This window comes from Salinicoccus siamensis, from assembly GCF_042429615.1.
Taxonomy (GTDB): Bacteria; Bacillota; Bacilli; order Staphylococcales; family Salinicoccaceae; genus Salinicoccus; species Salinicoccus siamensis.
The window spans coordinates 18,241-32,594 of record NZ_JBHMAH010000004.1 but is presented as its reverse complement, the minus strand read 5'-3'; the positions used below and the strand labels follow the sequence as shown (position 1 = coordinate 32,594).

General features: G+C 46.1%; 14 protein-coding genes and 1 riboswitch. Of the genes, 6 read left to right on the top strand and 8 right to left on the bottom strand.

The genetic code is table 11. The features are described from left to right. Positions 1-150: 150 nt before the first annotated feature. Positions 151-1,410, bottom strand: coding sequence for a cytochrome P450 (locus ACFFLE_RS00890; RefSeq protein WP_380569301.1), 1,260 nt, complete (start codon positions 1,408-1,410; stop codon positions 151-153). A gap of 194 nt (positions 1,411-1,604) precedes the next feature. Further along, entirely contained in the window at positions 1,605-2,405 is an 801-nt protein-coding gene (locus ACFFLE_RS00885; protein ID WP_380569300.1) for an alpha/beta fold hydrolase, read from the bottom strand. Positions 2,406-2,485: 80 nt separating this feature from the next. On the opposite strand from ACFFLE_RS00885, the gene ACFFLE_RS00880 reads away from it, so the two are divergent. Together ACFFLE_RS00880 and ACFFLE_RS00875 are read left to right on the top strand one after the other, a co-directional pair. Beyond that, the gene (locus ACFFLE_RS00880; RefSeq protein WP_380569299.1) at positions 2,486-2,986 is read left to right on the top strand and encodes a gamma carbonic anhydrase; all 501 of its coding nucleotides are present in this window, start codon (positions 2,486-2,488) and stop codon (positions 2,984-2,986) included. Positions 2,987-3,054: 68 nt separating this feature from the next. Next, positions 3,055-4,044: a proline dehydrogenase family protein gene (locus tag ACFFLE_RS00875; protein WP_380569298.1), complete on the top strand. Its 990-nt coding sequence runs from the start codon at positions 3,055-3,057 to the stop codon at positions 4,042-4,044. Positions 4,045-4,089: 45 nt separating this feature from the next. Here ACFFLE_RS00875 and ACFFLE_RS00870 read toward each other — a convergent pair whose 3' ends face one another. After that, a complete protein-coding gene (locus ACFFLE_RS00870; protein WP_380569297.1) occupies positions 4,090-5,508 on the bottom strand; it encodes an FAD/NAD(P)-binding protein in 1,419 nt (472 codons plus the stop codon). A 94-nt stretch (positions 5,509-5,602) separates the two neighbouring features. Here ACFFLE_RS00870 and ACFFLE_RS00865 point away from each other — a divergent pair, with 94 nt between their 5' ends. Both ACFFLE_RS00865 and ACFFLE_RS00860 read left to right on the top strand, forming a co-directional pair. Continuing rightward, positions 5,603-5,965: a fluoride efflux transporter FluC gene (locus ACFFLE_RS00865; RefSeq protein ID WP_380569296.1), complete on the top strand. Its 363-nt coding sequence runs from the start codon at positions 5,603-5,605 to the stop codon at positions 5,963-5,965. Next, entirely contained in the window at positions 5,962-6,321 is a 360-nt protein-coding gene (locus ACFFLE_RS00860) for a fluoride efflux transporter FluC (RefSeq protein ID WP_380569295.1), read from the top strand. The genes ACFFLE_RS00865 and ACFFLE_RS00860 overlap by 4 nt, the downstream gene beginning before the upstream one ends. A 34-nt stretch (positions 6,322-6,355) precedes the next feature. Here the strand turns inward: ACFFLE_RS00860 and ACFFLE_RS00855 are convergent, their stop codons facing one another. The 3 genes from ACFFLE_RS00855 to metK all read right to left on the bottom strand — a co-directional run bounded on the left by ACFFLE_RS00855 (position 6,356) and on the right by metK (position 10,109). Further along, the gene (locus tag ACFFLE_RS00855; RefSeq protein ID WP_380569294.1) at positions 6,356-7,735 is read right to left on the bottom strand and encodes an NAD-dependent succinate-semialdehyde dehydrogenase; all 1,380 of its coding nucleotides are present in this window, start codon (positions 7,733-7,735) and stop codon (positions 6,356-6,358) included. An 82-nt stretch (positions 7,736-7,817) separates the two neighbouring features. Continuing rightward, positions 7,818-8,726 (bottom strand): nuclease-related domain-containing protein, encoded by a 909-nt coding sequence (locus ACFFLE_RS00850; protein WP_380569293.1) that lies wholly within the window; start codon positions 8,724-8,726, stop codon positions 7,818-7,820. Between the two features lie 189 nt (positions 8,727-8,915). Then, a complete protein-coding gene (gene metK / locus ACFFLE_RS00845) occupies positions 8,916-10,109 on the bottom strand; it encodes a methionine adenosyltransferase (protein WP_380569292.1) in 1,194 nt (397 codons plus the stop codon). Between the two features lie 91 nt (positions 10,110-10,200). Next, positions 10,201-10,304, bottom strand: a riboswitch (SAM riboswitch). A gap of 148 nt (positions 10,305-10,452) precedes the next feature. Here metK and pckA point away from each other — a divergent pair. Next, positions 10,453-12,033: a phosphoenolpyruvate carboxykinase (ATP) gene (gene pckA / locus ACFFLE_RS00840; protein WP_380569291.1), complete on the top strand. Its 1,581-nt coding sequence runs from the start codon at positions 10,453-10,455 to the stop codon at positions 12,031-12,033. A gap of 72 nt (positions 12,034-12,105) precedes the next feature. Here pckA and ACFFLE_RS00835 read toward each other — a convergent pair whose 3' ends face one another. Further along, positions 12,106-12,564, bottom strand: coding sequence for an NUDIX domain-containing protein (locus tag ACFFLE_RS00835; RefSeq protein ID WP_380569290.1), 459 nt, complete (start codon positions 12,562-12,564; stop codon positions 12,106-12,108). 94 nt (positions 12,565-12,658) lie between these two features. On the opposite strand from ACFFLE_RS00835, the gene yidD reads away from it, so the two are divergent. Then, positions 12,659-12,901: a membrane protein insertion efficiency factor YidD gene (gene yidD / locus ACFFLE_RS00830; RefSeq protein ID WP_380569289.1), complete on the top strand. Its 243-nt coding sequence runs from the start codon at positions 12,659-12,661 to the stop codon at positions 12,899-12,901. A 44-nt stretch (positions 12,902-12,945) separates the two neighbouring features. Here yidD and menE read toward each other — a convergent pair whose 3' ends face one another. Beyond that, positions 12,946-14,349, bottom strand: a complete 1,404-nt coding sequence (menE, locus tag ACFFLE_RS00825; protein ID WP_380569288.1) for an o-succinylbenzoate--CoA ligase — start codon at positions 14,347-14,349, stop codon at positions 12,946-12,948. Between the last annotated feature and the right edge of the window lie 5 nt (positions 14,350-14,354).

The following is a 14,354-nucleotide window of genomic DNA, read 5'->3' as shown; positions in this document are numbered from 1 at the left end:
TAAAAAATCCTTCAGTCCATTAGTATGGGCTGAAGGATTTTTTCATTGATCAGGCACTACCGATCAGTATATTCATATGCAACATGTTTTCCAAACTGCTGATGCCTTGAACATAATCTAAACGAAAAAAGTCTCGAAGAGACTTTTTCATCAATCTTTGAACAGCAATGCACGGCTGTTGGGATAAGTCGGAAATTGATTGAGGGGGATGGTCCAGTCTTGTTCCGGTACGGAAAACTCATATCTATTGACCAGGTGGTCGGAGAATATCCTCATGCTGTGGAGGGTAATCCACTCCCCGGCGCAGCGGTGCATCTCCCTGAACTCCCCGCCCCCTTGGGCAATCATTTCATATTCTTCTTCGTATGAAAGTGAAGTTGCCTTATCTTTATATCGGGTGATATCAAATTCTTCCGGGTGTGCAATCGTTCTCGCATCATGATTGCTGCCGTAGAGGTCAAGCACTACCCAACTGCCTTCAGGTATTTCATAACCGTCGATCTCCACATCACGCACTGCAATCGCTGGCAGCATCGGGAAAAATGGATAGTAGCGGCGCATTTCCTGGATGAATGGATCCTGCAGGGTTTCAAAGTTTTCCTTTAATGTTGGGCGGATCTTATCATCCGAGAACAAAGCATGACCCATCAGTGCCACCCAGACTGTTAAGGCGACTGTCGGTCTGATGATATTCAGTAGTTCAACAGCAGCCACTTCCACAGGCAACAGATTGCCATCCAGATCGGTTGCCTGGGCAAATGTATACAACGCAAGATGTTCCTTGCCTTCCACCGGGTGGGCGCGGGCTTCTTCTATCAATCCTCGGGCCCACTTTTCCGATTCATTGCGGTCTGAGACTCCCTTTATATGGTCTTTAGGAGATGTGACAGCACCACTGATCATGGAAATCTGGTTCTTTGCCAACTCTTCAAGTGTCTTATCATCATACCGCTCCAGATTTATGCCCGACCACTCGGCAATGGAATTGAACAACACTCTGTTGGCCAGGTCGAACAACTCGAATTCTCCGTGCTGCTTGTCGAGTTCCAACGTCAGGTTCTTATCCAATATCTTCCGGTAGTCCTCCATGCGCTCAGGTGCCATCAGATCCATGAAGTAGTTTTTGCGATGGTGATGCGCTTCACCGTCGAGTGTCTGGACACCGTCTTCTCCAAATAATGTTTTCAGGATGGGAGTCGGCATTGCGCCGCCCCTTTTGAAGTTTTTCGGGTCGTAGAATTTGCGTGCCGCTTCTTCCCCGTATGTGATTATCATCTCTTCATTCAAAAGTTCTGCCTTTACTACCGGGGCTCCTACATCCTGCCGAAGTTCCCCTAAAAGGCCATATCCTTTATCCATCAGCTCTTTGACTTCGGTCAATTTGATTTTTGTCTCTGGTACCTGTTTCAATGTTCATTCTCCTATTACTTTTTTTTAACTCCTACACCATAATGATAACAATTGATGTAAGCGAAATCAAAGGAAATGCATGCAGATACCTTTGATTACCCCTCGTGAGTGGCAGCGAACTCCTTGATCCGCCAGCGTTCTGGATAGTCATTTTATGAAATTACAGTAATGGAAAAGATGAAGATACCCGGAAGTTACAGTATACCAATCCGGAACAGCTGGTCATCGAGGAAACGGGCCAGGTAATGGTAGGGGTCTGTAATGTCATCTCTTTGGAACACACTGTGCTGGATATTGTCCAGCGCCAGCAAGGTCATCTCGCTTGTATTTATGTCCTTTAACGTTTTAACCGTCAGCGACTTTTCAATGATGTCATTTTCTTTGCTTGTAATGGCCAGTATGGGAATATCCGGCATATCATCGATATACTCAGAGGTATCCTTCATCTGGTTGATGACAGTACGGTACCAATGGTGACTCACTTTACGCACCAGCAGCTCATCATTCTCGTATAAATCCAGGTATTTTTTGTCTGTTGTAAAATACCCAGGTTCGAGGCCAGGGTCGAATCGATGGGTGTCACTTCCCATTCTGATGCTCGAGCGGATGGTATTTTTGCGGTTGATGAATGACTGCTTGAATGCGAGCAGCGGATTCAGCACAATCAACCCGTCTGCCCTGATCATATTGCGTCTCAGCACTTCAATCGCAATCAGTCCTCCGAGGCCTTGACCAAGTATGAATGTTGGCAGTCGATAGGCCCATGCCACCTCATGCCATTCCTTCACTCTATCCAGATATTGGGCGAAGTCGGATATGTGCCCTTTATTCATCCGTGTCGTCTGGCCATGGCCCGGCAGATCACCCGTGACCACATGGTAGCCGTCGTTTCTGAGCTGCGCGATCAGTCCGGCATAATAATCATGATGCTCCATCATATCGTGTATGACGAGGACGACCCCTTTCGGCCGTTTATCAGTTTCCCACTTCCACATTACAAAGCTCCTAACATACTTAAATTCATTCTTATATGATAAACTTATTATAACAATACTTGGAAGAAAGGAAATATGAAATGATATTGGACTATAAGGGATATACGCCTGAAATTGATGAAAGCGCTTTTATCGCCCCTGATGCCACCGTCATCGGTGACGTGGTGCTGGGCGCACATTCTTCTGTGTGGTTTGGTGCCATACTGCGGGGAGACGTCGCCCCGATCAGGATAGGCAGCCACACCAACATCCAGGATCTCTCGATCCTCCATGAAACACCAGATATGCCCTTGACGATAGAAGATCATGTCACCGTGGGCCACAAAACTACGTTGCACAGCTGTACAATCAAAAGACATGCTTTGATTGGAATGGATTCCACAATACTGGACGGGGCTGTCATCGGGGAAGGGGCTTTCATCGGTGCCGGGAGCCTCGTCACTCCCGGGACGGAAATCCCGCCAGGTACATTGGCGTTTGGACGGCCGGCAAAAGTGGTAAGGAAACTGACGGAAGAAGATATAGAAGAGATGCAAAGAATAAACGAAACATATGTAAATCATATCCCGCATTACAAATGACACTATATGTTTCTTCTAACTCGAGATTCACTTATGATAATATAAAGATAAAATTCAGGAGGTACACTATGCCACTACTTAGGGATGTCTTCATCAAACTATCAGAGAATCAGGTTTTGAATGATGCAACAAAAAAGATGGGACTGAGATTCGGTGCAAACAAGGTCGTAGGCGGCATCACCGTCGATGACACGATCGAACGCATCAAAGATCTTAATTCACAAGGTATGAGCGTGTCGTTCGACAACCTTGGAGAATTCGTAACGAGACGTTCTGATGCGATACATGAAAAGGATATCATCTTAAACATGATCAACGCCATCGGCGAGAACGGTGTGGATGCGTCAGCTTCCATCAAACTCAGCCAGATCGGGCTCAATATAGACTATGATTTCTGTATAGAGAATATTACGGAGATAATGGATGCCGCAAAAAAACATAATATGTTCGTCAATATCGATATGGAAAACTATGCATCATATGAAGATACCGTACGTGTCATCGATCATCTGATGGAACGTTATGATAATATCGGTACTGTTTTGCAGTCCTACCTCTTCGATGCGAAGAATGACGTCTATAAATATAAGGATAGGAGAATCCGTCTTGTCAAAGGGGCCTACAAGGAGGCGCCTGCAGTTGCTCTCCAAGAAAAGGAAGACATCGATAAAGCATTCGAGCTGCTCATCAGACTCCACCTGACCAAAGGAGACGGTTTTACCTCAATCGCCACCCATGATCATAACATCATCGAGAAATCAATTGACTTCATCAAGGAGAATGATATTCCAAATGACCGCTTCGAATTCCAGATGTTGTTCGGTTTCAGGAAAGAACTCCAAAAAGAGCTTGTTGAGCGCGGATATAATGTCTGCATCTACATTCCGTTTGGCAATGACTGGTATGCCTACTTCATGAGACGTCTGGCCGAGCGTCCACAGAACCTCAACCTTATCGTCAAATCCGTAACAAAAGATCCGATGTTCCAGACTGGAGTAAAAGCAGTAGGTGCCCTGGCACTTGGTGCAGTGGCACTGAAATTCTTCAACAGAAAATAGTTTGTGAAACGCAATCAAAGAAGGGGTGCAGCCGCACCCCTTCTTTTAATATATATCTTCATAAAACCTATTAATCAGTTTTTGCGCATTCTTTTGGAGCAACTGGACAGAGTTCGAAAGATAATCCGACCCTATCGTCAAAGCACCGAGTGCATACATGCCTCGAACCGTACCGACCTTCGGACTGATGACATGCCTGCTTGCATCCACCATGATGCCACCGAACTCACTTGGTGCTATGATCATATGGTTCATCAACGATTGGATGATTTCCGAATCCCCTCTGCGCACATCCTTGACAGGCCCTGTGGCATTGATCAATGTGTCTACTCGGTATTCCCCACCCTCTTTAGTCAGGATGGTGAATCCATCTTCTTTTTTTATGTGTTCTGTACCGTCTATGATATGCAGCCGACCTTCATCACCCCATTGCACCAGCAATCGCGCTACCTCAGCAGGCATGGGCGAATGGTTCTCTTCAATCAAATGATGATACTTTTCAAGAAAGGCTTTTTTGTCGTTGCGGGAGAGGTACTGATAGACATCACTGAATATCGGGTTGACTTTGATGATGAGGTACTGCAGCCGTCCTACTGTCTCTTGATGTTCAAGGTCATAATTCAAGTCCTGCAGGGTGTTGCCTGTACGGCGGAAAAACAGCGATTCATCGATGTTCTGATGCGCCAATTCCTCTTTGAACAGTGCAATGATATCTGTGAGCGCTATTTCGTCATTCTGGATCCTATCTCTCAAGCTTTCTTCAGTAAAATGCCGTAGTATGATTTCTGCCCGCTCTCCCCTGACAGAAGGCATGTCACCACTGCGGGAAAACAGGGATACTTTTTTCACTTGCTTATCTAAAATCAAATAACGCACACAATCAATTGCCGAAAGACCTGCACCAAGGATTCCGATGTTGTCATCTTCAATGTCTGCGAGTTTCCTTGAGAGGGGATACGGGTCATAAAGGAAGCCCTGACTCCCCTTAAGGTTATAGGGGTCGCCGTACCTGAGCTGTCCGATGGTCAGAAAGACGCGGTCGTATAACACTTCCTCCTCATCTATGGAAAGTGTGAATTTCCCACTGCTGGAATCATATTCGATTCCGTCGACTTTCGCATATCTCAAGTGGACCTCTTCGTGTGTAGACGCAATCGTCTCCAACTGGTCTTTAACATAATCCCCAAATTGTTGACGGCTGGTATACAGCTCTTGCCCATTTTCTGGTTTAAGCCAACTTTTGTAATCCGGATGGCTCTCCCCAAGAGACATTTCGTCAGCAGGGACATTGATGAGCAGATGCTCATTATCTTCCTGATAAGCCTGGCCCCTGCCCATCGTATACGCGTTATCATATATATCAACCGTAATCCCGCTAGTGAATCGTTCATCGTGCACAAGATGGCTTAACATGGATACCCCTGTTACGCCCCCACCTATAATCGCCACTTTAGTCTGCTTCATACACCCACACTCTCTTCCTTCTTTACTTATGGTACATTATATAGGTATATGAAAGATTTTGCATTTTCTTTCTTGTGTTAAGGAGGTCGGGTATATGAAAAAGTATATTATCATTTCATGTGGCGCCATGATTGGAGCTGTTTCAAGGTATGCGATTGCTTTGTCTTTGGCTGCAGTGACACCCTTTTTCTTTACTGCGACATTGGTCGTCAACCTTCTTGGCGCCTTCGGCATAGGCTTCATCTTCCAGAAATTGGTGGCGCGCAATCCATTGTGGCATGACTTTTTGATTACGGGCCTCCTTGGCAGCTTTACAACATTTTCCCTGCTCACCTATGAAAATTATATGCTGGTGGAGGTTGGAGACCTCCTGGCACTTTCCATTTATCTGGCCATCAATTTGTTTGGTGGATTCATGCTTGCATTTCTCGGCATGAAATCAGGAGGTGCCTCATGATTAAAATAATATTCCTCGGCATTGGTGCCGCTCTTGGGGCTTCATTGAGAAGTTATATATCCACACGCCCGAAGCTGCAGAGTCTCGCCTTTCCCGTCGGAACCCTCATCATCAATTCAGTCGGCTCTTTTCTGATGGGGGTCGTCATCATGTTCCTGAGTATAGGCAGTACACTCTATTTAATAATGGTTACAGGATTCCTGGGTGGATTCACCACGTATTCATCGTTCACCCTCGATCAATTGAAGTTATATGAACAAAGGCGCTATAAATCTTTCATCGCATATTCGCTTTTGATGTTTACCGTGCCCTTCCTGGCCCTTCTACTCGGCCTTTACGTTTCCTCTCCATCATAAAAAGTCCGCCCCGGCATGGGACGGACTTTTTGCTTTAAACGCGCATGGATGTGATTTTCGTTTCGAGATACGGTTCGATGCCTTCAGGGCCGCCTTCACGCCCCATCCCGCTTTCTTTGAGTCCGCCAAATGGAATCTGTGCTGCACTCGGTTTACCATTGTTCCAGCCCAACACACCGAAATCAAGACCTTCCTGGAGCTTGATGCCATCGCGGTAACTTTCTGTGAAGAAATAAGCTGCCAGACCATACTCGGTATCATTTGCTTTTTCAATGGCTTCATCCAAAGTGGAGAATGTCTGGATTGGCGCCACCGGTCCGAACGTCTCTTCATTCATGATGACCATTTCATCAGTGGCACCGGTGATTACTGTCGGTTCGATGAAGTATCCTTCATCCTTTGAACCCTTACCGCCCGTTAGGATCTTACCACCTTTCTCCTCGGCATCGTTGATGTGTCGCATTACCTTATCGTAGCCATCTTCGTTGATCATCGGTCCTATTGCGACGTCTTCATCAAGACCGTTGCCCATCTTCAGCTTCTTCGAAGCATCTGCAAATTTTTTGCTGAAAGCGTCGGCAATATCTTCATGGACATAGAAGCGGTTGGCACATACGCATGTCTGTCCGGAGTTTCTGAATTTGGAGGCAATCGCCTGCTCGACGGCCATATCAATGTCCGCATCCTTGTGGACGACCAGAGGGGCATGTCCGCCCAATTCCATGGTGATGTTCTTGACTGTTGAGGCAGCACCTTCCATCAATGACTTTCCGACAGCGGTGGAGCCTGTGAATGTTATTTTCATTACTTTATCAGACTCTGTGAAAGCCTCACCGGCATCTTTACCAGAGGCGGTAACGTATTGGACGACACCTTCATCGAATCCTGCTTCCAATGCCAGATCAAGGAATTTCATTGCAGATAATGGGGTTGCACTTGCAGGTTTAACCAGGAAAGTACAGCCAGCTGCAACTGCAGGTGCTGCTTTGCGGGCCATCATCGCAATCGGGAAGTTCCATGGCGTAATGGCAGCGACGACGCCAATCGGCTGTTTGGTCACTACCATGCGCACATCATCTTCGTGCGGTGGTATGGTGCGGCCATATACACGTTTTGCCTCTTCAGCATAATAATCGACATAACTGCGTGCATAGTCGACCTCACCGCGTGATTCCTGTAGCGGCTTACCATTCTCTTTTGTTATCAATTCAGCGATTTCCTCTTTGTGTTCACCTATCAGCTTGGACCACTCTGTAAGTAGTGCACTGCGGTCATGAGGATTCTTTTTCTTGAACTTTTTGAATGTTTCATGCGCTTTTTCAATTTTCTTGTCAATATCTGCTTTACTCTCTTTTTTCACCCTGTCGATTTCCTGACCTGTTGCAGGGTTCAGTACAATGATTTCTTCAGACATAAATGATTGCCTCCCATTAAATAGAATAAAAGCCTTATAAGAAAATTATAAGGCTTTCAGTCCATCAAAACAAAAGTTTCGCTTATGGATTCAGTTGGAATATCGCTTCTGCAATTTCATCCAGGTCTTTAACCGTATACTGGAACCGGCCGTGGAAGACATATTTCATGAAGAAATTCTCAAGTTCCTCCTCGCCCACCAATACTTTTATGGAAGGGTCATTGGAGTAGTTCGCGATGGAATAGTTGCCGTTGTCTTCAGGGTTGAAGTAGATGATCGGCACAACGTCGTACTGGAGCTTGAAGATATTCTTGAGTTTTTCAGCAGAGATTTTAGTTTCTTCGATCGTTTCATTATAATGGTTGACTGCCACATTCTGCTCATTTCCCTTTTCGAATATCAACGTCTGTTCTTTTGCCTTGTCAATATCCAGAAGGTCAAAGAAATGTTCTACATAAGGCAACTGTTCAAAATTCTCTTCATTGACACCATGCAGTATATGCCCACTCCAATATTTGGAGTCGATCAAATAGATGCCCGTCCGCGTAAGTACCAGATGATCGATTTTACGGGTGTTCGTGTAATTGCGTGAAGGCAGATACACATTGGAGAGTATGTACATATCCGTCTCCCTGATCTTTTCATCTGCCACAAGGCGGTCCTTCAGCTGTAGGAGTGACAAATCGGTCAAGTACTCTCCCTTGTCTACGGTAAACTGGCGCAGGCTTGAAAGTTTATTGTTGAGCAATGTCGTTTCTTCGTGATATTTCTCATTGATTGACGACAATTTCTCTTCATGTTCCTGGCGCTCGGCTGCATTATCAGCCTCATATTTTTCGACTAGGGCGTCCTTCTCTTTATCATACTCCTCCTGGAGCGTTTTCACTTTGCCTCTATTCCTGAAATAATAGACCAGGAACGCAATTGCAACGATAAGAAGCAGAATTGCCACCACGATGAATATCGGATTGGTAAAAATATCTGTATTCATGGACTTTCCTCAATTCCTTTCCTGTTTGACTTTCCCGTCTTAATTAAGACTCCGTTCATTATACCGGAAATGATATATCTTTACATGGGAAAAGCGAGCTTTTCAAGGAAAATAATGCATCTGCATATAAATATACCGGATTAGCGTACTTATGTAAGATAGCCCCCTGTTTCTAAGGGAGCTATCCATTTATTTCATCGTGACGCTCTCAAGTTCCGTCTTTATGGCAGTGGCTTTATCAATCTTCTCCCATGGGAATTCCGCGTCGTTACGGCCGAAATGGCCATAGCTCGCCGTCGCTTTATATATCGGGCGCTTTAGGTCGAGCATATCTATGATGCCGTCAGGCGACAAGTTGAATTGCTTCCTTATAACCGCTACGATAGCCGATTCACTATATTCAGATGTTCCAAACGTATCGACTGAAATCGAGACCGGCTCGCTGACCCCTATCGCGTAAGCCAGCTGAATTTCACATTTTGCAGCAACTTTCGCCGCCACGATGTTTTTTGCGATATAGCGAGCAGCATAGGCTGCAGAACGGTCGACTTTAGTCGGGTCTTTACCGCTGAATGCGCCTCCACCATGGCGGGCATATCCTCCGTATGTGTCGACGATGATCTTGCGTCCAGTCAATCCTGCATCACCTTGGGGGCCTCCGATGACGAAACGGCCCGTCGGGTTGATGATATAGCGCGTGTCCGCATCAAGCAGTTCTTCAGGCACAACTTCTCGGATGACGTGGTTGATGAGATCTTCGCGGATCTTTTCCGTCTCCACTTCTTCATGATGTTGTGAGGAGATGACGATGGTATCTATTCTCTTTACATTATTCTCTTCGTCGTACTCCACAGTCACCTGAGTCTTGCCATCCGGCCGCAGATAGTCGATGATCTCTTCCTTCCGCACCTCCGTCAACCGCCTGGCAAGCTGATGTGCCAACGCTATTGGCAGAGGCATGAGCTCTTCTGTCTCATCGCATGCAAAACCAAACATCAGCCCCTGATCGCCTGCCCCTGTTGAAATGGTTGCCGAATCCCGCGTTTCAAAAGCGTCATCAACACCTTGCGCGATATCTTCAGACTGTTCATCAATCCCCGTCAATACCGACATAGTCTTGTAGTCGTAACCGTATTTGGCACGGATGTAACCGATATCTTTGACCGTCTTCCTGACAATTTTAGGGATATCTACATAAGTGTTTGTACTTATCTCTCCAACAATCAGTGCCATACCGGTATTGACCACCGTCTCGCAGGCCACCCTGGCATCTTTATCCCCTTTCAGTATCTCATCAAGTATCGCATCGGAAATCTGGTCTGCAATCTTGTCGGGATGACCTTCAGTAACAGATTCCGAAGTGAAAAGTCTACGCTCTGCCATTAACTTTATCTCCTTTAAGTATATTAGCTATCTCCCACTGCAAAAAAATAGAGCCTTTTTCTCCATAAGACGAGAAAAGGCTCCGCTCTTCCCCTTATCGATCAGAATCACTTCTGCATCCTTTAGCACCTTTCTTCAGTAAAGAGGTTGCTGGGCTTCATCGGGTATGTTCCCTCCACCGGCTCTTGATAAGAGATAACTTACCCTATAATATACTAGATGAGAGGTTTCAAATCAAGCTATTCTTGTTTGATATTTATTATGTCACCTCAATTATGAATGTGTTATACTAATTCATGAAAAGCATCATCTATGTATAATCTATAAAACGGGGGCATAAACAATGGTAAACCATTCCGAGTTAATTCAGAATCTCGTGTCGAAGGATGCGGCACATATCCAACTCTCCACTTCCCAACTTGTTGAAAAATCTTTGGAGAGAGGAGAGGGGAAACTGACCAATACGGGTGCTTTGCGTGCCGAAACCGGGAAATATACCGGCAGAAGTCCTAAGGACCGCTTCATCGTCGAAGATGACACTTCCAGGGACAAGGTTGATTGGGGAGAAGTCAACCAGCCAATTTCCGAAGAGGTATTCAACAACCTTTTTGCGAAAGTCGTCGACTATCTCGATAACAAGGAAGAACTCTTTATCTTCAACGGGCACGCAGGCGCTGATGAGGCAACCAGCCTTGACCTTAGAGTAATAAATGAATACAGCTGGCACAATATGTTTGCCCGCACCATGTTCATCAGACCGGAAACGAAGGAAGAAGCTCTTAACATCAACCCTGAATTCACCATCGTATCCGCCCCGACATTCAAGGCCGACCCTGAAGTCGATGGTACTAAATCGGAAACGTTCATCATCGTTTCCCTTGAAAAAGGCATCGTACTCATCGGGGGGACGGAATACGCTGGTGAAATGAAGAAATCCATCTTCTCCGTCATGAACTATCTGCTCCCGGAACAAGGGATCATGAGCATGCACTGCTCTGCCAACGTCGGTGAGAATAAGGATGTCGCACTGTTCTTCGGCCTTTCGGGCACTGGAAAGACGACCTTGTCTGCAGATGCACAGCGCGAACTGATTGGTGACGATGAGCACGGATGGAATGAAAATGGCGTGTTCAATATCGAAGGTGGCTGCTATGCCAAAACGATCAACCTGTCCGCTGAAAAGGAACCGGAAATCTACCAGGCAATCCGCTTCGGGACGGTTCTGGAAAACGTGGTGGTTGATAAAGACGGCACTCCGGACTATGACGATAACGCGTTGACTGAAAATACTCGTGCAGCCTATCCTCTCGATTACATCGACAATGCACGCATCCCTTCAGTGGCTGGTCACCCGAATACGATCATTTTCCTGACCGCTGATGCATTCGGTGTGTTGCCTCCCATCTCGAAGCTGACTAAATCACAAGCCATGTATCATTTCCTGAGCGGCTTCACTTCCAAGCTTGCAGGCACAGAGCGCGGTGTCACTTCTCCGCAACCTGTCTTCTCTACATGCTTTGGTTCTCCATTCCTGCCGCTTCATGCGACAACTTACGCGAATATGTTGGGTGATCTCATCGATAAGCATAACGTCGATGTCTATCTCGTAAACACCGGCTGGTCCGGAGGGGAATACGGTGTCGGTAAGCGTATGGATCTCAAATATACGCGTTCCATGGTAAGGCGTGCCATCAGTGGAGAGCTTGTCCTCAATGATTTTGAAGAGGATTCCGTCTTTGGATTGAGCATACCAGTTTCAGTGCCAGGTGTGCCGAATGAGATATTGAACCCACGCAATACTTGGGTATCCGAAGAAGCATATGATGAAAAAGCGAAGCAACTGAAGGAATCATTCATCGAGAACTTCAAAAAGTTCGGTAAAGATTCCGAACATATCGCACAAAACGGCGGATTCACAGTGTGATGAATCTGCTTGTGCCATAACAAAAGATCAGGTCGCAGTGCGACCTGATCTTTTGTTTATCATCTGGGATGCTCAACTGAAAAAAACATCAGTTCTGCTCAACTCATATATGAATTGGATGCACGGGTCATCAAGCAGGAAACTCCGCTTTTCTTCCGGCACTGCCTCTATCGAAGGATAGACGACAGGTCCATAAGTCTCCATGTATTCACATTTGAAGAAAAGGTCATCGACGATTCCGAAATAGACTCCTTTTTTGAATGGACGGCTGTCATGTACAGTGTACGCGCCCATATATTTGAGCTCTGAGAGGCTCGCGCCGGTCTCTTCGAACACTTCCCGTTGCAATGCTTCCCGGAGAGTCTCACGGTCTTCCAACTTACCGCCCGGAAATTCGATACCACGGACCTTATGTTCTGTGAACAGATATTTTCCATCCATCTTGCAGATTGCCAGCACATGGTCTGCATCCTCCACACTCTCTGGGTCAAAAGTGACGTTGCGCCCATGATGATCTATAAATTCCAGCATTGCATCCTCTCCAAATCGATTTGAGTCTTAAATTTGATTAAATCCAGTGTACCTTATATTATGGAAGTTATAAATAAAAGAGCGGTGATACTCAATGAAATCAATCCTTCTATCCATGATTCGTTTTTACCAGAAGGCCATCTCCCCGATGTTTCCACCAAGCTGCAGATTCTATCCGACCTGTTCGAACTACAGCATCGACGCCGTGCAGGAACATGGTGCTATAAAAGGCGGGTACCTGGCTGTCAGGCGGATACTTAAATGCCACCCATTCCATGAAGGCGGCTTTGATCCGGTACCTGCAAAAGAGAAAAAAGAAAAAAATAAATCAGCATGACCTTGAAACCCTACCTATGAGGCAGGCTTTGAGGCCATGCTTTTTTATTGCTTGCGGCTTTCACTTTGATCATAAAATTGCTGGTTTTGCCCCCTCGAAACCTTGCCCGTCGAGGTCATTATAATATTTTCAACCACTTTTATGTCTTTCGGTAACTTGTAGCGGGCTAACCTTGCCTTTAGGTGTAAAATCAGAGTCCTCTCATCTATCGTCTCCCCTGGCACTGCTTCTATCATCAGAACGGGTACTTCGCCCCATTCATCATCCTGACGTTTCACTACAGCGGAATTCGCAACTTTTTCATATGCGTTTGCGGCATCTTCTATTTCTTTCGGATAGATGTTCTCCCCACCGCTGATGATCAGGTCTTTACGCCGATCAAGAATATAAAGGTAACCTTCTTCATCCAAATACCCCATATCACCTGTCCTGAAGAACTTTTCAGTGATTTCGATATCTGCGTTCAGGTAATGTCCTATGACAGGGCCGCCCTTGACCAGTATTTCTCCATCGTTGGCATGGTCGATTGCCACTTCCACATTATCCAGTGCCCGCCCTGCAGTGCCTTCCAGGATTTTCGGATCGCCGGGTCCGATCGAGACGATCTGCGAACATGTTTCCGTCATGCCAAAAGAGTTGTAGACCGGGAGGCCTTTTGATAATGCCTCTTTCAATACTTCCCTGGTTACGCCTGCCCCACCGAGCAATACGCCTTCAAGGTTATGGTCAGGAATAGGATGTGCCATCAATCTCTTAAGCATTATCGGAACCATGCTCGTGTGTGTTACGCCATATTCGACAACCTTCTGCCAGATGCGCGCTTCGTCAAACTTGCCGACCAACACCATCGGACATCCTGCGATGACGGAGCGCATAAGGATTGAAAAACCCGATATGTGATAGATCGGATTGACATTCATCCAGATGCTTGCATGCCCATAGCCGAACCGCTGTTCACACCCCTTGGCAGAAGTGAAATGATTCCTGTAGCTTTGGGGTACGGCTTTCGCCCGACCTGTAGTACCTGAGGTGAACATAATGGATAATGTCGTTCCTCCGGTTGGGGGATCGACATTATAACTGAGGGGCTCCAGTTCATATAAATCAGTGAGATCATATAGACGGTGCCCTTCCAGCTCCAAAGGCTTTGTTGTTATGACCGTGTCCACGTCAATGTCGCCAAGCTGTACTGTAATTTCACGTGCTGTCAGCCGAGTATTGATCAGGACGATTTCGATTCCTGCAATCATTGAAGCATGTACTAGAACGACCGCTTCCAGCGTATTACCGATATAAAGCCCCAATCGGTTACGGTCGAGCCTCTTCAGGTGTCTGCTCAGTTTCAAAGCCTCTTTGTAGAGACTTTTGAAGCTTAAATGCTGATCTTCGTAGACTACTGCAGTCTTGTCAGGCTGCTGCTCTGCCTGTACTTTCAGCCATTCATACATAAACG